Source organism: Methylobacterium sp. A49B, assembly GCF_053346215.1.
The window spans coordinates 78,292-95,517 of the sequence record NZ_JBKFBO010000128.1 but is presented as its reverse complement, the minus strand read 5'-3'; the positions used below and the strand labels follow the sequence as shown (position 1 = coordinate 95,517).

Sequence of the window (17,226 nt, the reverse complement as noted above, 5' to 3'; positions counted from 1 at the left end):
TCCGCAAGTCGGTCCGGCCCGACGGCATCGTCAGCTTCATCGACGGCAAGACCTACAAGACGCTCAAGCGCCACCTCACCAGCCACGGCCTCGACCCGAAGAGCTACCGTGAGCGCTACGGCCTGCCGGCCGACTACCCGATGGTCGCCCCCAGCTACGCCGAGCAGCGCTCCGCCCTCGCCAAGGCCATCGGCCTCGGACAGCCCGGCGCCATGGCCGAGCGGAAGGGCCGTCAGGCCGCCTGAGCCGATCCGCGTCCCGTCGCGGGGCTGCGCGTGCGGCGCCCGGACGGGATGCCGCCACGACGCTGCCCGGACGCCGCGATCGTTGCGCGAGCGCCACACTGATCCGCAACGTCGCGCGACACGGACAAGCTGCCTTACTCTGCACAAAGCGGATGCGCACGTCGGTCCCTAGGACGAGAGTCGAGGGATCAGCGAGATGAAGCGAGAGCAGACGAGTACGGTGGTGCCCTTCCCGGCCCATGTCGCCCCCGCCATTGCCGACGAGGATACCGCGTCGATCATCGCAGTGCTGCAGGACCAGTTGGCGCTCGCCCGTGAGGGTCGGCTGCGCTCCGTGGCCGTGGTCTCCGTCTCGGCGGACGGGGAAGCAATCGGAACGCAGTGGTCTTGCAAGGGCGCCGACATCAGCAGCCTGATCGGCAAGCTGACGGTACTCACCCACGACCTGATGGCTGCCCGGAAGTAATCACCCGAGCATAAGCCTCGGATCCTCCATCGGGCGGGCGCGGTCGACGCGTCGGCGGTCAAGCCTGCGGCGTCGGTTCGCTTCGTCGGCGTGTAGGCTCGCTTCGCCACGGAAGGCCGTGGCGCCGCGCGGGAATTGGCGACGATCGGCTAAGCGCGACGGCGCCAGGCCGGTAAGACATTCTCGACGCCGACGGCATTCGCCTCTTCTCCGACCTGCCCGGGCCGGCCGCCCCAGCAGCGCTGCGGTACAATGCGACCGCCTTGAAGCAGCTCGACGTTGAGATCAGATCTCCACACCTTTACGCATCGTCGTTCTGCGATGCAGAACTGACATGCACCTTGTTCACCGCGTTTGCGTCTGTCATGCTTCGTCCACGGACGCGCAAAGACAGATCACGCCGGTTTCATGCGTCCGCAGAATGAGCCCTCCAGGGCCGCGGGACCGGTGAAGAGGAAGCGTCATGTCCCGTCCGATCTACCTCGCCATCGCGCTCGTCGTGTGCGGAACCGTCGTTACGGTGTTCACCTTCATGCGCGCGCCGCAGTCGAAGGAGTTCGCCGGCTGGGACGTGGCGTTCATGAGTGGGATCGGCGCGGTTGCCCTTGGCTTCTTGACGACCCTTGTCGAGGTGATCACCGGATAGGCTTCCGCCGTCCGGACTGGCCTCGTCGGGGCCTTCGGCGTGGCTCAACCGCCTGGCAGGACGATCCATCATCTGCATACATTCCGCGAATATGTTGGGGATACGACATCAAAACTCATAATTCACAATCGATCGCCAGTGCAGACAATTTGATGTAATTCAAAAACGTCCCCTGAACGCGTATCGCCGATTCTGCCGCTCGAAGTTCCACGAGGCGGCGATGTTCGAACGACGCAGTTACCCGCGTACGCGCCTGAATGAGACCGGCAGCATCTCGGTGGACGAGCACCGGAGCTTACCGTGCATCGTCTACGACCGATCCGCCGGCGGGATCCGCGTCGCTCTGCCGGATGCCGAGATCGTGCCGGAGCATTTCGTGCTCAGCATCGATGCCAGCAAAGAGTTTCTCGTCTGCCGGGCGGTCTGGCGAAAGGCGGAAGAGATCGGAGCGACGACGGACGAATCCCCAATCCTGCACCCGGACGGCTTCGGTCTTGCCCGCGCGCTCGAGCTGTCCTGACCGGCATCGACGGACCGACCGCCGCAGGGGCGGCACCTTCCCGCGCTCCGGTCGTTCTCTGTCGGGTTGATGTCGCGACGCGGCGCGTCGCCGGAGTCACATCGGGGACGAATCATGCCGGATCCGAAATCGCGCGACGCCGACGCAGCGCCGGCTGTCGACCTCCCGCAGGGGCTGCCGACACCGCCGAACAGCGGCGAGATGCCCCCACCGCGGCTTCCTCCAGCACCGGAGGACGAGCCGATGCCCCCGCGAGAGGAGCCTGCGCCGGAAATCGATGAGGTGACGGGGCTGTGATCCCGGCGGGACGCAACTTCGCACCGTGGGGACGCAGGCCCATTCCAACCGTATGGCCTCAAGGCTTCAGGCTGCCGGGCAGCTGTCTGGGCCTGATCGCCAGCCTCGCTTGGATTTCGGGGACTGCGGCGGCCGAGCAACCACTCACCATCGAGCGGCTTAGCACGGAAGGCTGGGAGATCGCCGGCTATACCGGGACCTTCGACAACCGCTCATCCCTCATCCTGTTTCGCAGGAAGGACAGGCCGTATCTCGTCCAGTGCTCGATCCTGTGCGATGTGACCCGCAACCCGCGCGTGATCACGAATTGCTACGAGCTGCACTGACGGCGCAGTCGCGGCGCCGGTCGGATGGGCCGCTCCGCCGGAGTGCGCATCAATCCCAGTCGATGTTCAGGGAACGCTCGAAAGCGGCCGCCGACATCTCCTTGCCCTTGGGATCGGCGACCGTGATCTCGCGGAAGCCGCGACGGGCGAGTTCCCACGTCTTCTCCATGGCCTGCTCGTCGGTCCCGCAGGCGAAGGTCATGACGCGCCCGGACGGGTCGATCCCCTTGACGGTGAACACAACGCTCTCCTTGTTCTCCCGACCCATATAGCGCTGCCGATCCGATCCTGCCGCCGTGGGCGCTCCCGACAAGGAGCCGGAGCGCGCGCGGCGCGTTGAAAGGATGGGGAGAGCTTCAGGATGTCGAACGCGCGCGCGACCGAGCTTTCGGATCAGGACAGCGCCGCGGTCGAGCCGGAGCCCGGATCGCGCCGGTCGCCTCCTGCGGTCAGGCCTCCGGCGATCACCGACGAGGATCCCGATGTCGGCCTGTCGCAGAAGGGCCTCGACGAGGACGCCGTGATCAGGCGCGAGACCGACATCTGACCGAGCCTCCCCAGACCGCCCAACGGATGGGTGGGGTTGAGGAGCCAGCTCGTGCACGAGGAGGCAGGATGACGTTGCGAAGATCCCGGTCCCCGTTCGGTCGCGCCGTGTCGGTTCTGAGCGCGCAGGAGGCAGTCGCGGCCCCGGTTCTAGTGAACGGATCGGAACGGGTGCGCCGATGATGTCGGGCGAGGTTGGCCGTCTGGCGGACGAGAGCCTGAGGCTGAGTCTTCGGCAGGCAGAGACCGTCATCCTGCTCGCTGTTGCCGTCCACTATGCCTGGTTCGAATGGTGGTTCGAAGCGCATCAATCGGCAGCTTCAGTCTGCAGCGCTCGACAGGATCAGAGGGCGCGGACACGCCGGTTGATCCGGCTGGGTGTCGCGCCTTCCGCCGCGGCCCGCGACCTGCGCCTCGTCTGATCATCGACGTCGCGATGCTCGGCACAGGATGACGCTAGGGCTGAAGCTGCGCCGGAGACGATCGTGCCCCCGGCGTCGCGCTCAGCGGCTCACCTCGGCAGAGGCCTGAATGAGGGGCCGAACGAGGGCGGAGGTGGACCGGATCTGGCTGGCAGGAGCGGCCACGGGCTGGGGCGTGGTCGTCAGATCGCCGGCGGGGTGGACTTCGCGGGTGCTGCGCGCCTGCTCCCTGTAGAGCGGCGGGGTGAGGTGCAGGCGGTCATCGGCGGCAGCGGGACCGACCAGGACGGCAGCCGTGGCAAGCGCGGCCGAGGCGAGGATGAGGATCGTGCGCATGGGGCATCTCCGTTTCGAGCGCGGATCGATCGCAGGACACGACCGACACCCGCAGGAAACCATGGATTTGTGCGTTGCGGCATGTTGATTGCGCATTGCACCATAACGCCGCATCGGAACGGTACTGCAATGTTTCCGATGCATTCTGAGTGCTAGATTTGAGGAAGGACTGTTGAAGCCATGCATTGACTGCAAGAGGAATTAAACTTCCATATGCCAACCTCAAATGAAAATTGAGGCCGTATAAGATTTGATTTTCAGAGACGACGCGTTTCCTGCCACCTGCCCGCGCAAGCGGACTGAGGACCGGCGCGGAACCGCGACACGAATCGGCAACACGATCGCCAGATCCACGTCACACGGCGGCGTTAGGGATGGCGAGCCCACGAAGCACTCGGAGCGAGAGATGACGCCCGCCGATCTCGATATGCGCGCCGAACTGACTGTCTGGCCCCGGCGCTCGCCTGGCCGTTCCGCCGAGGGACGACCGTTTAAAACCCTCAGGGAAGCACTCGCCGTCGCCGCACAGGCGATCGAGGCCGAGGATGCTCAACCTTGGATCATCACCGAGGCGGGCGACATCCTCTCGCCGCGTTGGATCCGGGCCAACACCCTTGGGCGCCCGCTTCAATAGGGGCTTCAGCACCGATTTCGGTCACCCGGGGCGCCGTCGAAAGCGATCAGCAGCCGATACAGATGTCGTGCACCACGTGTTCGCGTTTCGGCCCTGTGCGCTGGTTGGGAAGCTGGCCGTCGATCACCGGCAATCCACTGCCAAGCGCCTTGAACCGCCGCCGACTGCCCTGGAATTCGACCTGGGGCGCGACCGGTGCTGGCGTCTCTGCGGCAGAGGGCGGCGCCCGTGCGGGAACGCCGTTCGCCATGCCGGGCTCGGGAAGCGTCAAGGCCATGCCGGGAGCCGGCGCCGTCTGCGCGAACTCCCCCGCTTGCACCGCGAAAGGCGAGGCGACGAGGGCCGTTAGGACAAGCCAGCTTCGCGGATGCATCGCGCACATTCCTGGCTCTGCCTCTGGACGCCGGCGCGGGGTCGCGCCGGCGGTGTTTCGGAGACTCTCAGTAGGCCCGTCCGTAGAAGGGCTGGGAGACCGGACGATAGCGGTCGCTCACCGGCCACGTATAGGGTTGATCCCTGGCCGTCCGAAGCGTCGATCCGAATTTCGGCTCGGTGAAGCCGATCCCATGCAGGCCCGATGCCCTGTCGGCCCCGCGAGTCTTGGTCCCCGCCTCGCGCGCAAACGCCGCGCTGGAGACGCCCAGAACGAGAACGGCCGCGAGCGAGATGCGGCCCACCGTGACGTTCATCCCTGCCTCCTGTCCCGGCCCAGGTGCCGGCTCAGAAGGAACGGCACCGCTTGAGACCGGTTCCGCGTCGACCGGTCCCTCAGAAGGTGTCAGCCCCGACGAGGCAGGCCTCGGCCGGCAAGCCTTTGCAGGCACTGCTCCCTGAGCCGGGCGCCGCGCCCGCGATGCCGGCACCGCCGGAGGCGCCGCCCGCGGCCTGTGGCGTGCGCGCCGTGGCGGCGGCATCGAGATCGCGGTCTGTGATCCCGGACGTGCCGACAGCGATTCCGGCGCCGCCACTGCTTGCGCCGCCGCTGGCCGCAATCCCCGATGTCGCGAAGCCGGTGCCGAGGCGCCCCTGTCCGGTCGAGACCCCGAAAACGCCGCCCGTCGATGTCCCGGTGCCACCGGCTCCGAAGCCGTTTGCCGGGGAGGTCAGGCCGCTCGCGGAGGCGCCGACCGGCAGGCTGCCGGAGCCGATCGACGAGACGCCGCCCCCGATCGAACCCTGCGCCGAGCGTGCGGTGGAACTGGAGCCGATCCGGATCCCGGTAGCGCCGATCGTGTTGCCGATCCCGCTCGAACCGGCCGTCGTCCCCGCGAGTCCGGCGCCGCCCGTATCCCCGGTTCCCGACGGGCCGAGTTGGCCCGCGGCGAGTCCGGTTCCAGACGGCGCGCCGATGGTGCCGCCACCGCCGCCCGAGCGGCTGAGGCTGAGCTGGCCGGCATTGACGAGGCCGCCGGTCTGCGCCGAGAGGGTCGGGAAGGGGCCGGTGGTCGTTCCGCCGCCGAGGCTGAGCTGCCCGGGATTGGCGATGGCGCTGTTGGGCTCCAGGGAGGCCGAATTCGGGACCGTCGCGGTGGCCGACAGGCTCTGGGCCCAGGCCGGGACGGCGATCGGCACCAGCAGGGCGGCGAGGATGGCCCGCATGATTGTCTCCGCGTAAAGCGCTTCAGGGATCAACGAAGCCGCGGCCCGTGCGGGTCCGGCGGCGCGCTGACGCGGACCCCCACCGCAGCGGCCGGAACGGGAGGTTGCGGCCTTCATCCTGCCGGAAAGCCGGTGTCGTCTGACAGGCGGATCCGCCCGAACCCACGACTGCACCGTTGCCCGACTTCTTCGCCTCAGGCCTGCGCCGTGCCGGCTGGCTCGCCGGCCTGCCGGCGTTCGCGCTGGTCTGGGCGAGCGCGACCCTCTACGCCGCCCCGGAGATCGGTGATCGGATCGAGGCCGCGGGCGCGACCGTGGTGGCCGGCACCGGTACCGGAACCGGCGAGCCCTGGCTGCGGCTGGAGGCCCGGGGCCGGGACCTCCTGGCGGCCGGCGAGGCGCCCGATGTCACGGCGCGCACCGGCGCGCTTCTCCGTCTTGCCACACTGGACGGGCCGCGCCGGATCGTCTCCGAGATCGGCCTCGTCGAAACCGCGGCGCCGTTCCGGTGGACCGCGATCCGCCTGGGGCCGGACCGGGTCGCCCTGGAGGGCAGCCGCCCGGCGGAGATGGGCCGGCGCGCCCTGGAGGCGCGGGTCACGGGCGCCCTGAGCCCCGGCACGAGCCTCGACGACACCGCGCGGGCCGCCCGCGGGGCGCCGCCGGAATTCGCGAGCGCGGCGGCGTTCCTGGCGGCACGGCTCTCAGGCCTCGCCAAGGGCGGCCGGGCGTCGCTCGACGACACGGTGCTCAGCCTGTCCGGCGAGGCCGTGGACGTGCCCGCCTACGAGGCGCTCCGCGCCGCCCTATCCGAGCCGCCGGAGGGGTTCAGTGTCGGGCGGGTCGAGATCCTGCCGCCGCTGGTGGCATCGTATCGGTTCGCCGTGGAGAAGACCGCCCGGGGGATCACGCTCGACGGGTTCGCACCCACCGCGTCCGACCTGGAAGCGGCCCGGCGCGCCGCCTCCGAGGCTGCGGCCGGCGGCGCCGTGGACGACCGGCTCCTGCCGGCCCGCGGCCTCGACCCGGCGATCGATCCCAAGACCCTCATCGCCTTCGCGTTCCGGCTGGCTGAGCTGATCCAGACCGGCCGCGTCGCCTTCGCAGACGGCGCCGTCTCGGTGACCGGGGACGCCATCGACGGGCAGGCTGTTCCCGACGCGGAGGCGCTGATGCGCGACGCCCGGCCCGCCGGCGTGAAGGCCGGTAGGGTGGCGCTGGCGGCGCGGCCGCTCTCGCCCTACCGGGTGACGATCCGCCGGACCGCGGATGCGGTCACGCTCACCGGGCATGTGCCGGATGTCCAGACCCGGGAGCGCCTGCTCGACGCCCTGAGGCCGCGCCTGTTCCGCGAGCCCGTGATCGACCGCACCCGCCTCGCCGAGGGTGCCCCGCCGGATCTGGGCGGCGCACTGGCCGCCGCGATCCCCCTGGTGACCGGCCTCGCCTCGGGCGAGCTGGCGGCCTCGGACCGCGCCCTGAAGCTGAGCGGCGAAAGCCTCTACCGCGAGAGCGCCGCCCGCGCCTCCGACCGGCTGGCCGAGGCGCTTCCCCGGGGCTGGACCGGGCAGGCCTCGGTCTCGGCCCGGCAGCCGGCGGAACGGCGCGACCCGGAGACCTGCCGGGCCGACGCCGCCGACCTGACCCGGGCGGACCTGCGCTTCCCGGCGGGCAGCACCGTGCTGTCGCCGGCCTTCTACCCGACCCTCGACGCCCTGGCCGCCCTTGCCAAGGCGTGCCCGTCGCTGCACCTCGCGGTCTCGGGGCCCGCCGACGCCACCAAGCCGGCCCCGGCGAAGGCTCCGCCGACGCCGGCCGCCGGACCGGGCCCGGGGGAGGGCGCCCATTCCGCCGCGGACCCGGCCCAGCCCGCCAGTGCCGCCAAGCCGGAGGGACAGGCCGGGAAGCCCGCGGCGACGCCGGACACGTCCGCGGCGGCCAAACCGGCATCCGGCAAGGCCGCGCCGGAGGGGCCCGGAGAGAAGGCGGGGGCGGTCGCGAAGGACGCACCGAAGAAGGACGCGCCGAAGGCCGATGCGGGGAAGAAGGACGGATCGAAGAAAGATCTGCCCCGGAAGGAGGCGGCCGCCCACGGCAAGACGGCGGCGAAGAAGCCGGCCGAAGCGCCCGACGAGCCGCCGCAGGACCTGCCGCGCCTGCGGGCGCAGGCCGTGGTCGAGTACCTGCTCCAGGCGGGCGCCCGCCCCGATCAGGTCGCGCCGGGACCGGACGTCCCGGCCGGGCCCGTCGCCATCGCGCTGCTGCCGTGACGGCCATCTGCTCCGCCGCGCGCCCGCCGGCCGGGTCGCGCCCGTTCCCGCGCCCGCGTCTTCACCGCACCCGCAGGGAGGCCGGACGGCCGTGACGCTTCTGCTCGCCGGGTTCTGGCCCGGGCTCGCCGGGGCAGGTGCGCTCGGCCTCGTGGTCGGTGCCCTCGCGGGCTGGCCGGACCGGTACGGCGTGCCCCTTGGCCTGTTCGTGCTGGCGGGTCTGCTGGGGGCCGCGGCGATCGCCGGGTTCGTGCCGGGCGTGCCGGGCCTCTGGCTGGACGCGGCGGCCCTGCTGCTGCCGCCCTATCTCGCCGGCTGCGTGCTCGGGGCGCTGGGGCGGCATCTCGCGACGCGGAGCTGAGCGGCTCCGGCGACGGGCGATCGATCGGTTCGGGAACCGGTGCGCGGCCTGCCCGCGTTGCCTCCCCATGCAGGGCGCGATGCCCACCCCGAACCGACGAGGCCGCCATGATCCGGACCGATCGAAGTCCCCGCCCGGCGCAGCGCCGCTCCGCCCTCCGTCTGCCGCGCCCCCGGGCCGGCGCCGCCGCCACCGGCCTGTTCCTGGCCGCTCTCGCCCTCTCGGCCGCCACGGTGCCGCTGGTCGAGCCCGCCGACGCGACCACCTCCGGCCAAACCGCGCAGGCGGCCCTGACGCTGCCGGCCCGCTAATGGCGGCGGCGCGTCGGGCGGACGCGCCGTCACTGCCGTGCTGGAAAGGGGTAGGGCGAGGGGTGCGCGTTGTCCGGAAGGACATGATCCCTCACCCTGTCGCTCCTCTAGGCCGATCCCGGGTCTGCCCGGGATCGGCACGAAGAAGCCCTCGACGGGCAAGCCCGGCCGGGGGGAAGGAGCCTCGCGCCCCGCTCCGCGGCCGTTCGGGCCGCGGAGCGGGGCGCGGAATGGGCAGTTGCGGATCTGCTCCGCCCACCGCGATCCGCGGCGGATCCGCCGGCCAGCCGCGTCCGGTGAGGCAACCCGGACCGGCTCCGGATTGTTGTCCGCCCGAGCCCGCATCCGGGCTCCGGGGAGACGGCCATGGGACTGCTCGAATCGGCGATCGGTGGCGTGCTCGGCCAGGTGTTCGGCGGGCAGAAGCAGGGATCCGGGGGGATGTCGCCCCTGGTGAAGGCCCTGCTGATGCTGCTACTCGCCAAGGGCGCGAGCGGCGGCTTCGGCGACATTTTCGGGCGCGGGCACCAGGGTGAGCCGGGACCCGAGGCCGACCGCTCCGGCGGCGCTGGGCCCTACGGGCGCGATCCCGGCCAGCACCCCGCCGATGCCGGCGGGCGCCGGCCCGACGGGGGCGATATCGGCGGCTGGGACCAGTATGGCGGCCGCCGCGATAGCGGCCCCGAGGGCACCGTCGACCCGTCCCTGCCGCCCGGCGATTTTTCGGATTTGTCCGGCATGCTCGACGGCCCCGGCGACGCCCCGGCCCCGAGCCGCGCCGCGCCGGAAGGGCAGGGGGATCTCGGCGGCCTCGACGGGCTGGTGGATCGGTTCCGCCAAGGGGGCCTTGGCGACGTGATGGAGTCCTGGATCGGCCACGGCGCGAACCGCCCGGTGGCCCCGGACCAGCTCGCTCGGGCGCTCGGCCCCGACACGGTGAACACCCTCCAGAGCCAGACTGGGATGGACCGCGAGACGCTTCTTTCTCAGTTGGCCCAGGCGTTGCCAGAGGTGGTGCACGTGCTCACGCCGCAGGGGCGGGTGCCCGGAGCAGAGGAGCGGCAGAGGTGGTGATCGCCAACCTCTAATTCCTACCGATCCATGACAATATGTTGGTTAGGTAGAATTCGCTTTTGAGGCCTGCGCCTGATCCTATGACCTCAGTAATGGATCAAAGTCCCTAGAAATTAATTCACCCGCCGCATCACAAGCGACGCGTTGGTCCCCCCGAACCCGAACGAGTTCGACAGCACCACATCCACCTGCTTCCGCTTCGCCTCGAACGGGACAAGATCGATCTTGGTCTCGACCGAGGGGTTGTCGAGGTTCAGCGTCGGCGGGATGACGTTGTCGCGCAGGACGAGGATCGAAAAAATCGCCTCGACCGAGCCGGCGGCGCCCAGCAGGTGGCCGACCGAACTCTTGGTGGACGACATGGTGGCGTTCGCGGCGGCGTCGCCCAGGAGGCGCTCCACGGCCTTCAACTCCAGCTCGTCGCCCATGGGCGTCGAAGTACCGTGGGCGTTGATGTAGCCGATCTCGGACGGGGAGATCCCGGCCCGCTTCACCGCCGCGCTCATGCAGCGGAAGGCGCCGTCGCCGTCCGGGGAGGGGGAGGTGATGTGGTAGGCGTCGCCCGAGAGGCCATAGCCCACCACCTCGGCGTAGATCTTCGCGCCGCGGGCCTTGGCGTGCTCGTACTCCTCCAGCACCACGATGCCGGCACCTTCGCCCATGAGGAAGCCGTCGCGGTCGCGGTCGTAGGGGCGGGAGGCCTTCTCCGGCGCGTCGTTGAAGCCCGTGGTCAGTGCCCGGCAGGCGGAGAAGCCCGCGATCGAGAGGCGGTTCACCGGCGACTCGGCGCCGCCCGCCACCATCACGTCGGCGTCGCCGAGCGCGATCAGGCGGCTCGCGTCGCCGATGGCGTGGGCGCCCGTGGAGCACGCCGTCACCACGGCGTTGTTCGGCCCCTTCAGGCCGTAGGCGATCGAGACCTGCCCGGAAGCGAGGTTGATGATCCGGCCCGGAATGAAGAATGGCGAGATCCGGCGCGGGCCCTTCTCGTGCAGGGTCACGGAGGCGTCGTAGATGCCGCCGATGCCGCCGATGCCGGAGCCGATCAGCACGCCGGTGGCGCACTGGTCCTCGTGGCTCTTCGGGAGCCAGTTCGCGTCCTTCAGGGCCTCGTCGGCCGCCGCCATGGCGTAGACGATGAACGGGTCGACCTTGCGCTGCTCCTTGGCCTCCATCACCGCGTCGGGGTTGAAGGTGCCGTCGGTGCCGTCTCCAAAGGGGACCTGGGCGGCGATCCGGCATGGCAGGTCGCCGGATTCGAAGCCGCGGATCGGGCCGGCGCCGCTGTCGCCCGCGATCAGCCGGCTCCAGGTGTGCTCGACCCCGCTGCCGAGCGGCGTGACCATCCCCAGACCCGTGACCACCACCCGCCGCATCGCACCCGTCCCGTCTTGAGGCGCACCCGGTCCGCCGGAGCGCATCGTCTATAACTGCCGGAGGCGGATTCGGTCCCGTCGGGACCGATCACGCCTCCGAGCCTTCAAACGCATAACGGCGCGGGGGCCGTTCCGCCTCGCCCGCGCCGCGTGAATCGAAAAAGTCCCGGCGCCGTCAGGCGGCGGAGTTCTTCTCCAGGAACTTCACGGCGTCGCCCACCGTCTGGATCGTCTCGGCCGCATCGTCCGGGATCTCGACGTTGAACTCCTCCTCGAAGGCCATCACCAGCTCGACCGTGTCGAGGCTGTCGGCACCGAGGTCGTCGATGAAGTTGGCGCTCTCGACCACCTTCTCGGGCTCGACGCCCAGGTGCTCGACGACGATCTTCTTCACGCGCTCAGCGATATCGCTCATCGGTCTTCCGTCCTCGTCCTTCTGGTCTGTCAGTCTTCTCGGGGTGATGCCTTGACCGCGTCGCGCCCCTTCTAGGGCTTGTTGACGGGCCGGTGTCCGATCGCGCGTGCTTCTGAGGTAACCGGCGAGGTGAACCCTGTGCCCCCGCCGGGAGGCCTTGGACTGAAAACCCGCTGAACCGTCAACCCCCTGTGCGGCTGCGGGGGGTTGGTAGCACAGGGCTCCCGCCCTGGCGAGGGGCCGTTCAGAAACCCTTCATGGGTGTGGCGTTTGCGTGCCGGACACCCTGATTCGCGAACAGCCAAGACCAGTATACAGATCCTAGTACATCGCCATTCCGCCATTCACGTGCAGCGTGTGGCCGGTGACGTAGCCGGCCTCCGCGGAGGCGAGGTAGAGGCAGGCGGCCGCCACCTCCGCGCCCTCGCCGAGGCGCCCGGCGGGCACCCGGGTCAGGATGCCCTCGCGCTGCTTCTCGTTCAGCGCGTCGGTCATGGGCGAGCTGATGAAGCCCGGAGCGATGCAGTTGACGGTGATTCCGCGGGAGGCGACCTCGGCGGCGAGCGCCTTGGTCAGGCCCACGAGGCCGGCCTTGGCGGCGGCGTAGTTGCCCTGGCCGGGATTGCCGGTCGAGCCCACCACTGAGCCGATGTTGACGATCCGCCCGAAGCGGCGGCGCATCATGCCCTTCACGGCAGCCCGCGACAGGCGGAAGGCGGCGGTGAGGTTGACGGCCAGCACCTGCTCCCACTCCTCGTCCTTCATCCGCATGAAGAGGTTGTCGCGGGTGATGCCGGCGTTGTTCACCAGGATGTCCAGCGGGCCGATCGCGGCCTCGGCGGCCGGTACGAGGCCCTCGACCGAGGTCGCGTCGGCGAGGTCGGCCGCCACCGGGTGGGCCCGCTCGCCGAGTTCGGCGGCGAGCGCTTCGAGCGCCTGCGGGCGCGTGCCCGAGAGCGCCACGGTGGCGCCCTGCGCGTGCAGGGTCCGGGCGATCGCCTGGCCGAGGCCGCCGGTGGCGCCGGTGACGAGGGCCTTGCGGCCGGTGAGGTCGAACATGCAGGGCTCCTGTGGGATCAGAGCGCGAAGGCCGTGACGTCCGCGGGCGTGCCGATCGCGGCGGCCGAGGCCTGGGGGGCGATGCGCTTGACGAGGCCGGTGAGCACCTTGCCGGCGCCCAGCTCGTAGAACCGGTCCACGCCCGACCCCGCCATGGCGGCGACGCTCTCGCGCCAGCGCACGGTGCCGGTGACCTGCTCGACCAGCGCCCGCCGGATCGCCTCCGGGTCGGAGACCGGGGCGGCGGTGACGTTGGCATAGAGGGTGACGCGCGGCGCCGCCAGGCGCACTGCGGCGAGCGCCCGGGCCATGGCCTCGGCGGCGGGCGCCATCAGTCGGCAGTGGAACGGCGCGGAGACGTTGAGCAGCACGGCGCGCTTGATCCCGCGGCTGGTGGCGATGCCGATGGCACGCTCCACGGCGGCCCTGTCGCCCGAGAGTACCACTTGGCCGCCACCATTGTCGTTGGCGACGTCGCAGACCGCGGCGCCCCCGGCCTCGTCGGCCGCGGCCTCGGCCACGGACCGGGCGGCCTCCAGGTCGGTGCCGATCAGCGCCGCCATGGCGCCTGCGCCGGGCGCCACCGCGGCCTGCATGGCCTCGCCGCGCAGCCGCAGAAGCTTGGCGGCGTCGGCGACCGAGAGGCTGCCGCAGGCCGCCAGCGCCGCGTATTCGCCCAGCGAGTGGCCGGCCACGCAGGAGACATCCCGGGTCAGGTCGAGGCCGCGCTCGGCCTCCAGCACGCGCAGGGTCGCGAGGCTCGCCGCCATGAGGGCCGGCTGGGCATTGGCCGTGAGCGTGAGCTCCTCGACCGGCCCCTCGAACATCAGCCGCGACAGGTTCTGGCTCAGGGCGGCGTCGACCTCGTCGAGCACGGCCCGCGCCTGCGGGAAGGCCCCGGCGAGGTCACGCGCCATGCCGACCGCTTGGCTGCCCTGGCCGGGAAAGATGAGTGCGCGCATGGTACTTCCCGATCGCCGGCGCCGGACGGCGCGCGGACGCCGCCCGTGTCGGCTGAAACTCTGGAATGGCGCGCGCACTCGCACCCGCGGCCGCGGGTGTCAACAATGCGCCGCACAATGTGCCGCACGGTGTTGACCTTCGTTCGACCCCGCCTCCGACCCCGCGAATGCCTCCGCGCAGGCCCGGCTCGCCCCTCAGGGCCGCGCCGGGCGCAAGCCGCTGTGCTTGTTGCAGAACGGCATCCGGTGTAAGACGGCGTCATACCTGACAGCACACGTCGCTCAAGCCCAAGGAGCCGCCCCGCATGGCGCGCGTCACCGTTGAAGATTGTATCGAGAAGGTCGAGAATCGCTTCGAGCTCGTCCTGCTGGCGAGCCATCGGGCACGCCTCCTCGCCGCCGGCGCCCCCCTCACCATCGACCGCGACCGCGACAAAAACCCCGTCGTGGCCCTGCGCGAGATCGGCGACGAGACGATCACGGCGGACGACCTCAAGGAGCAGCTGATCCACTCGATGCAGAAATACGTCGAGGTGGACGAGCCCGAGGCAGAGACTGTGCCGCTGCTGTCGAGCTCGCCGGCCGCCGCCGCGGTGGCGCCGCAATCCTCCAGCGACGACGCGGCTGTCCAGTTCGACCGCATGAGCGAGGAGGACCTCCTGCGCGGCCTCGAGAACCTCGCCCCGCCGGTCGAGACCGACGACGAGGGCGAGTGAGTCAGGCCCCGTGGGTCTCGACACGCACGACCTGAGCGAATCCGGACCCGGCGGCGACGCCGGGTTCTCTCGTTCCGAGCCCGCACCGGCCCCGCTCGCCGCGAAGGCTGGCGTGGCGCCGAAGGGTGCGGAACAATCGCGCGTGATCCGGCCCGCGCGCACGCCCCAGGAGCCGGCCCCGTCCCGGCGGATGATGCGCCAGTACGAGCTGGTCGAGCGGGTCAAGCGCTACAATCCGGTCGCCGACGAGGCGCTGCTCAACCGCGCCTACGTGTACGCCATGCAGGCGCACGGCACGCAGAAGCGCGCCTCGGGCGACCCGTTCTTCGCCCACCCCCTCGAGGTCGCGGCGATCCTCACCGACCTCCATCTCGACGACGCCACCATCGTGGCCGCGGTTCTGCACGACACCGTGGAGGACACCGAGGCGACGCTGGAGGAGATCCGTCGGCTGTTCGGGCCGGAAATCGGCGCGCTGGTCGATGGACTGACCAAGCTCAAGCGTCTCGACCTCGTTTCCAAGCAGGCGGCCCAGGGCGAGAATTTCCGCAAGCTGCTGCTCGCGGTGGCGGCGGACGTGCGGGTGCTGCTCGTCAAGCTCGCCGACCGCCTGCACAACATGCGCACCCTCCAGCACATGCGGGAGGATAAGCGCCACCGCATCGCGCAGGAGACGCTCGACATCTACGCGCCGCTGGCCGGCCGCATGGGCATGCAGGAGTTGCGCGAGGAGCTGGAGGATCTGGCCTTCCGCAACCTGGAGCCGGATGTCTACGCTACCATCACCCAGCGGTTGGAGCGGCTCACCGCCAAGTCCGAGAGCGTGGTCGAGACGATCGCGCAGGTGCTCACCGACAAGCTCGGCGCGCAGGGCATCACCGCGGAGGTGAGCGGCCGGCAGAAGCGCCCGTTCTCGATCTGGTCGAAGATGGAGCGGAAGTCCGTCGCCTTCGAGCAGCTCTCCGACATTTTCGGCTTCCGGGTCGTCGTCGACACCGTGCAGGGTTGCTACGCGGCGCTCGGCATCGTCCACACCAGCTGGCCGATGGTCCCGGGCCGCTACAAGGACTACATTTCGACGCCGAAGCAGAACGATTACCGCTCGATCCACACCACCGTGATCGGGCCGAAGAGCCAGCGCGTCGAGCTGCAGATCCGTACCCGCGCCATGGACGAGATCGCCGAGTACGGCATCGCCGCGCACGCGCAGTACAAGGAGCTCGGCATCGAGCTGACCCGGGAGCCGGCCCGCGGCGAGGGCAGCGTGCATCCGCGGCTGGCCGCCGAGAGCGGCGCCTACCAGTGGCTGCGCCGGACCATCGAGCTGCTCGCCGAGGGCGACAGCCCTGAGGAGTTCCTGGAGCACACCAAGCTGGAGCTGTTCCAGGACCAGGTGTTCTGCTTCACCCCGAAGGGCCGGCTGATCGCGCTGCCGCGGGGCGCGACGCCGATCGACTTCGCCTACGCGGTCCATACGGACGTCGGCAACACCGCGGTGGGCGCCAAGATCAACGGCCGGATGGCGCCGCTGCTGCACGAACTCGCCAACGGCGACGAGGTGGAGATCAGCCGCTCGGATGGCGCCTCGCCGCCGGCCGCCTGGGAATCCCTGGTGGTGACCGGCAAGGCCCGGGCGGCGATCCGGCGGGCGACGCGGGCCGCCGTGCGCCGGCAATATGCCGGGCTCGGCCGCCAGATCCTCGACCGGGCCTTCGAGCGGGCGGCCAAGACCTTCTCGGAGGACAAGCTGCGGGGCGCCCTGCCGCGGCTCGCCCGGGCCAGCACCGAGGACGTGTTCGCCGCGGTCGGCCGCGGCGAAATGTTTTCCGGAGATGTTGTCCGCGCCGTCTACCCCGACCACCGCGACGAGCGCCGGCCGTCACCGTCGCCGGGAGCGGCCGGGGGCGCGGGCCGGCTCGTGCGCTCGTCCGACCAGACGATGCGCCTGACATTTCCGGGTGCCGAGGGCGGTGCGGACGAGAACCGGAGCGACGCGATCCCCATCCGCGGCCTCGCGGGCGACCTGCCGGTGACCTTTGCGCCGAACGGGGGCGCCGTACCGGGCGACCGGATCGTCGGCATCCTGACCCCGGGGGTCGGCGTCACCGTCTACCCGATCCAGTCGGCGGCGCTCGCCGCCTTCGACAACGAGCCGGAGCGCTGGCTCGACGTCCGCTGGGACACGGAGGCGCTCAGCGGCGAGCGGTTTCCCGCCCGGCTCGCGCTCAAGTCGATCAATGAGCCGGGGGTGTTCGCTCAGATCGCCCAGGTGATCGCCGACCACGACGGCAACATCGACAACATCTCGATGAAGCGGCGCACCCAGGACTTCACCGACATCACCATCGACCTCTCGGTCTGGGACCTTCAGCACCTGAACGCGATCATCGCCGAACTGCGCGGCAAGCGCCCGGTGAACAGCGTCGAGCGGGTGAACGGCTGAGCCTGTCCACCGGGGGACAAACCTGAGATTGCGTCGATTATCTTCGGCAAATCTTCCCAGCTACAGTGAAAGCCAAACCGTATCGGTCCCTTCCGGTCACCAACCCGACGGGAGACGATCTTAAGGGCGGGAAATCTTCGGATCTGCTTGACAAGACGGCGTTTGGAACGAATGGTTCGTCCGACTGGGCGGCGGTCATACG

The 17,226-nt window shown here is 70.4% G+C and carries 23 protein-coding genes; 14 read left to right on the top strand and 9 right to left on the bottom strand.

Features of this window, described 5'->3' with window-relative positions; translation table 11 throughout:
- The 5 genes from ACLBX9_RS26855 to ACLBX9_RS26835 form a co-directional block, all read left to right on the top strand.
- The coding region (locus ACLBX9_RS26855; RefSeq protein WP_447721032.1) for a MucR family transcriptional regulator at positions 1-245 on the top strand (245 nt) is incomplete at its 5' end.
- A 196-nt stretch (positions 246-441) separates the two neighbouring features.
- Entirely contained in the window at positions 442-711 is a 270-nt protein-coding gene (locus ACLBX9_RS26850; RefSeq protein WP_010685427.1) for a hypothetical protein, read from the top strand.
- A 463-nt stretch (positions 712-1,174) separates the two neighbouring features.
- Positions 1,175-1,357, top strand: coding sequence for a hypothetical protein (locus ACLBX9_RS26845; protein ID WP_010685426.1), 183 nt, complete (start codon positions 1,175-1,177; stop codon positions 1,355-1,357).
- Positions 1,358-1,577: 220 nt separating this feature from the next.
- Positions 1,578-1,877, top strand: coding sequence for a PilZ domain-containing protein (locus ACLBX9_RS26840; protein WP_447721031.1), 300 nt, complete (start codon positions 1,578-1,580; stop codon positions 1,875-1,877).
- A gap of 293 nt (positions 1,878-2,170) precedes the next feature.
- Positions 2,171-2,500, top strand: a complete 330-nt coding sequence (locus ACLBX9_RS26835) for a hypothetical protein (RefSeq protein ID WP_447721030.1) — start codon at positions 2,171-2,173, stop codon at positions 2,498-2,500.
- A 49-nt stretch (positions 2,501-2,549) separates the two neighbouring features.
- On the opposite strand, the gene ACLBX9_RS26830 is transcribed toward ACLBX9_RS26835, so the two are convergent.
- Positions 2,550-2,768 (bottom strand): hypothetical protein, encoded by a 219-nt coding sequence (locus tag ACLBX9_RS26830; RefSeq protein ID WP_432419879.1) that lies wholly within the window; start codon positions 2,766-2,768, stop codon positions 2,550-2,552.
- A gap of 93 nt (positions 2,769-2,861) precedes the next feature.
- Between ACLBX9_RS26830 and ACLBX9_RS26825 the strand changes: the two genes are divergently transcribed.
- Both ACLBX9_RS26825 and ACLBX9_RS26820 read left to right on the top strand, forming a co-directional pair.
- Positions 2,862-3,047, top strand: a complete 186-nt coding sequence (locus tag ACLBX9_RS26825; RefSeq protein WP_010685422.1) for a hypothetical protein — start codon at positions 2,862-2,864, stop codon at positions 3,045-3,047.
- Positions 3,048-3,225: 178 nt separating this feature from the next.
- Positions 3,226-3,468, top strand: a complete 243-nt coding sequence (locus tag ACLBX9_RS26820; protein ID WP_447721029.1) for a hypothetical protein — start codon at positions 3,226-3,228, stop codon at positions 3,466-3,468.
- Between the two features lie 81 nt (positions 3,469-3,549).
- Here ACLBX9_RS26820 and ACLBX9_RS26815 read toward each other — a convergent pair whose 3' ends face one another.
- Positions 3,550-3,804, bottom strand: a complete 255-nt coding sequence (locus ACLBX9_RS26815; protein WP_010685421.1) for a hypothetical protein — start codon at positions 3,802-3,804, stop codon at positions 3,550-3,552.
- A gap of 406 nt (positions 3,805-4,210) precedes the next feature.
- On the opposite strand from ACLBX9_RS26815, the gene ACLBX9_RS26810 reads away from it, so the two are divergent.
- Positions 4,211-4,438 carry a hypothetical protein gene (locus ACLBX9_RS26810; RefSeq protein WP_010685420.1) on the top strand — a complete coding sequence of 76 codons (228 nt, stop codon included), beginning with the start codon at positions 4,211-4,213 and terminating at the stop codon, positions 4,436-4,438.
- A gap of 46 nt (positions 4,439-4,484) precedes the next feature.
- On the opposite strand, the gene ACLBX9_RS26805 is transcribed toward ACLBX9_RS26810, so the two are convergent.
- The 3 genes from ACLBX9_RS26805 to ACLBX9_RS26795 all read right to left on the bottom strand — a co-directional run bounded on the left by ACLBX9_RS26805 (position 4,485) and on the right by ACLBX9_RS26795 (position 6,037).
- Entirely contained in the window at positions 4,485-4,688 is a 204-nt protein-coding gene (locus ACLBX9_RS26805) for a hypothetical protein (RefSeq protein WP_244625534.1), read from the bottom strand.
- A gap of 190 nt (positions 4,689-4,878) precedes the next feature.
- A complete protein-coding gene (locus tag ACLBX9_RS26800; RefSeq protein WP_010685418.1) occupies positions 4,879-5,127 on the bottom strand; it encodes a hypothetical protein in 249 nt (82 codons plus the stop codon).
- A gap of 79 nt (positions 5,128-5,206) precedes the next feature.
- Positions 5,207-6,037, bottom strand: coding sequence for a hypothetical protein (locus ACLBX9_RS26795; RefSeq protein ID WP_447721028.1), 831 nt, complete (start codon positions 6,035-6,037; stop codon positions 5,207-5,209).
- 176 nt (positions 6,038-6,213) lie between these two features.
- Between ACLBX9_RS26795 and ACLBX9_RS26790 the strand changes: the two genes are divergently transcribed.
- From ACLBX9_RS26790 to ACLBX9_RS26775, 4 genes are all read left to right on the top strand, one after another.
- Complete coding sequence (locus tag ACLBX9_RS26790; protein WP_447721027.1) at positions 6,214-8,307, top strand: hypothetical protein; 2,094 nt, start codon at positions 6,214-6,216, stop codon at positions 8,305-8,307.
- 91 nt (positions 8,308-8,398) lie between these two features.
- A complete protein-coding gene (locus ACLBX9_RS26785) occupies positions 8,399-8,668 on the top strand; it encodes a hypothetical protein (RefSeq protein ID WP_447721026.1) in 270 nt (89 codons plus the stop codon).
- A gap of 107 nt (positions 8,669-8,775) precedes the next feature.
- The gene (locus ACLBX9_RS26780) at positions 8,776-8,979 is read left to right on the top strand and encodes a hypothetical protein (protein WP_447721025.1); all 204 of its coding nucleotides are present in this window, start codon (positions 8,776-8,778) and stop codon (positions 8,977-8,979) included.
- A 366-nt stretch (positions 8,980-9,345) separates the two neighbouring features.
- Positions 9,346-10,053, top strand: a complete 708-nt coding sequence (locus ACLBX9_RS26775) for a YidB family protein (RefSeq protein WP_447721024.1) — start codon at positions 9,346-9,348, stop codon at positions 10,051-10,053.
- A gap of 113 nt (positions 10,054-10,166) precedes the next feature.
- Here ACLBX9_RS26775 and fabF read toward each other — a convergent pair whose 3' ends face one another.
- The 4 genes from fabF to fabD form a co-directional block, all read right to left on the bottom strand.
- On the bottom strand, positions 10,167-11,429 hold the full coding sequence (fabF, locus tag ACLBX9_RS26770; protein WP_447721023.1) for a beta-ketoacyl-ACP synthase II: 1,263 nt from the start codon (positions 11,427-11,429) through the stop codon (positions 10,167-10,169).
- Positions 11,430-11,604: 175 nt separating this feature from the next.
- Positions 11,605-11,844 carry an acyl carrier protein gene (locus ACLBX9_RS26765; protein WP_007559070.1) on the bottom strand — a complete coding sequence of 80 codons (240 nt, stop codon included), beginning with the start codon at positions 11,842-11,844 and terminating at the stop codon, positions 11,605-11,607.
- A 321-nt stretch (positions 11,845-12,165) separates the two neighbouring features.
- A complete protein-coding gene (gene fabG, locus ACLBX9_RS26760; RefSeq protein WP_010685411.1) occupies positions 12,166-12,903 on the bottom strand; it encodes a 3-oxoacyl-[acyl-carrier-protein] reductase in 738 nt (245 codons plus the stop codon).
- 17 nt (positions 12,904-12,920) lie between these two features.
- Positions 12,921-13,865, bottom strand: coding sequence for an ACP S-malonyltransferase (gene fabD / locus ACLBX9_RS26755; RefSeq protein WP_447721022.1), 945 nt, complete (start codon positions 13,863-13,865; stop codon positions 12,921-12,923).
- A gap of 305 nt (positions 13,866-14,170) precedes the next feature.
- On the opposite strand from fabD, the gene rpoZ reads away from it, so the two are divergent.
- Together rpoZ and ACLBX9_RS26745 are read left to right on the top strand one after the other, a co-directional pair.
- Positions 14,171-14,581 (top strand): DNA-directed RNA polymerase subunit omega, encoded by a 411-nt coding sequence (gene rpoZ, locus ACLBX9_RS26750; RefSeq protein ID WP_010685409.1) that lies wholly within the window; start codon positions 14,171-14,173, stop codon positions 14,579-14,581.
- 190 nt (positions 14,582-14,771) lie between these two features.
- Entirely contained in the window at positions 14,772-17,024 is a 2,253-nt protein-coding gene (locus tag ACLBX9_RS26745) for a RelA/SpoT family protein (protein ID WP_010685408.1), read from the top strand.
- Positions 17,025-17,226: the final 202 nt, after the last annotated feature.

Bases quoted from the DNA above. Each gene is read 5' to 3' on its own strand.
- ACLBX9_RS26850 (WP_010685427.1), top strand. From the start codon at position 442: ATGAAGCGAGAGCAGACGAGTACGGTGGTGCCCTTCCCGGCCCATGTC.
- ACLBX9_RS26845 (WP_010685426.1), top strand. From the start codon at position 1,175: ATGTCCCGTCCGATCTACCTCGCCATCGCGCTCGTCGTGTGCGGAACC.
- ACLBX9_RS26840 (WP_447721031.1), top strand. From the start codon at position 1,578: ATGTTCGAACGACGCAGTTACCCGCGTACGCGCCTGAATGAGACCGGC.
- ACLBX9_RS26830 (WP_432419879.1), bottom strand. From the start codon at position 2,768: ATGGGTCGGGAGAACAAGGAGAGCGTTGTGTTCACCGTCAAGGGGATC.
- ACLBX9_RS26825 (WP_010685422.1), top strand. From the start codon at position 2,862: ATGTCGAACGCGCGCGCGACCGAGCTTTCGGATCAGGACAGCGCCGCG.
- ACLBX9_RS26820 (WP_447721029.1), top strand. From the start codon at position 3,226: ATGATGTCGGGCGAGGTTGGCCGTCTGGCGGACGAGAGCCTGAGGCTG.
- ACLBX9_RS26815 (WP_010685421.1), bottom strand. From the start codon at position 3,804: ATGCGCACGATCCTCATCCTCGCCTCGGCCGCGCTTGCCACGGCTGCC.
- ACLBX9_RS26810 (WP_010685420.1), top strand. From the start codon at position 4,211: ATGACGCCCGCCGATCTCGATATGCGCGCCGAACTGACTGTCTGGCCC.
- ACLBX9_RS26805 (WP_244625534.1), bottom strand. From the start codon at position 4,688: ATGGCGAACGGCGTTCCCGCACGGGCGCCGCCCTCTGCCGCAGAGACG.
- ACLBX9_RS26800 (WP_010685418.1), bottom strand. From the start codon at position 5,127: ATGAACGTCACGGTGGGCCGCATCTCGCTCGCGGCCGTTCTCGTTCTG.
- ACLBX9_RS26795 (WP_447721028.1), bottom strand. From the start codon at position 6,037: ATGCGGGCCATCCTCGCCGCCCTGCTGGTGCCGATCGCCGTCCCGGCC.
- ACLBX9_RS26780 (WP_447721025.1), top strand. From the start codon at position 8,776: ATGATCCGGACCGATCGAAGTCCCCGCCCGGCGCAGCGCCGCTCCGCC.
- ACLBX9_RS26775 (WP_447721024.1), top strand. From the start codon at position 9,346: ATGGGACTGCTCGAATCGGCGATCGGTGGCGTGCTCGGCCAGGTGTTC.
- fabF (WP_447721023.1), bottom strand. From the start codon at position 11,429: ATGCGGCGGGTGGTGGTCACGGGTCTGGGGATGGTCACGCCGCTCGGC.
- ACLBX9_RS26765 (WP_007559070.1), bottom strand. From the start codon at position 11,844: ATGAGCGATATCGCTGAGCGCGTGAAGAAGATCGTCGTCGAGCACCTG.
- fabG (WP_010685411.1), bottom strand. From the start codon at position 12,903: ATGTTCGACCTCACCGGCCGCAAGGCCCTCGTCACCGGCGCCACCGGC.
- fabD (WP_447721022.1), bottom strand. From the start codon at position 13,865: ATGCGCGCACTCATCTTTCCCGGCCAGGGCAGCCAAGCGGTCGGCATG.
- rpoZ (WP_010685409.1), top strand. From the start codon at position 14,171: ATGGCGCGCGTCACCGTTGAAGATTGTATCGAGAAGGTCGAGAATCGC.
- ACLBX9_RS26745 (WP_010685408.1), top strand. From the start codon at position 14,772: ATGATGCGCCAGTACGAGCTGGTCGAGCGGGTCAAGCGCTACAATCCG.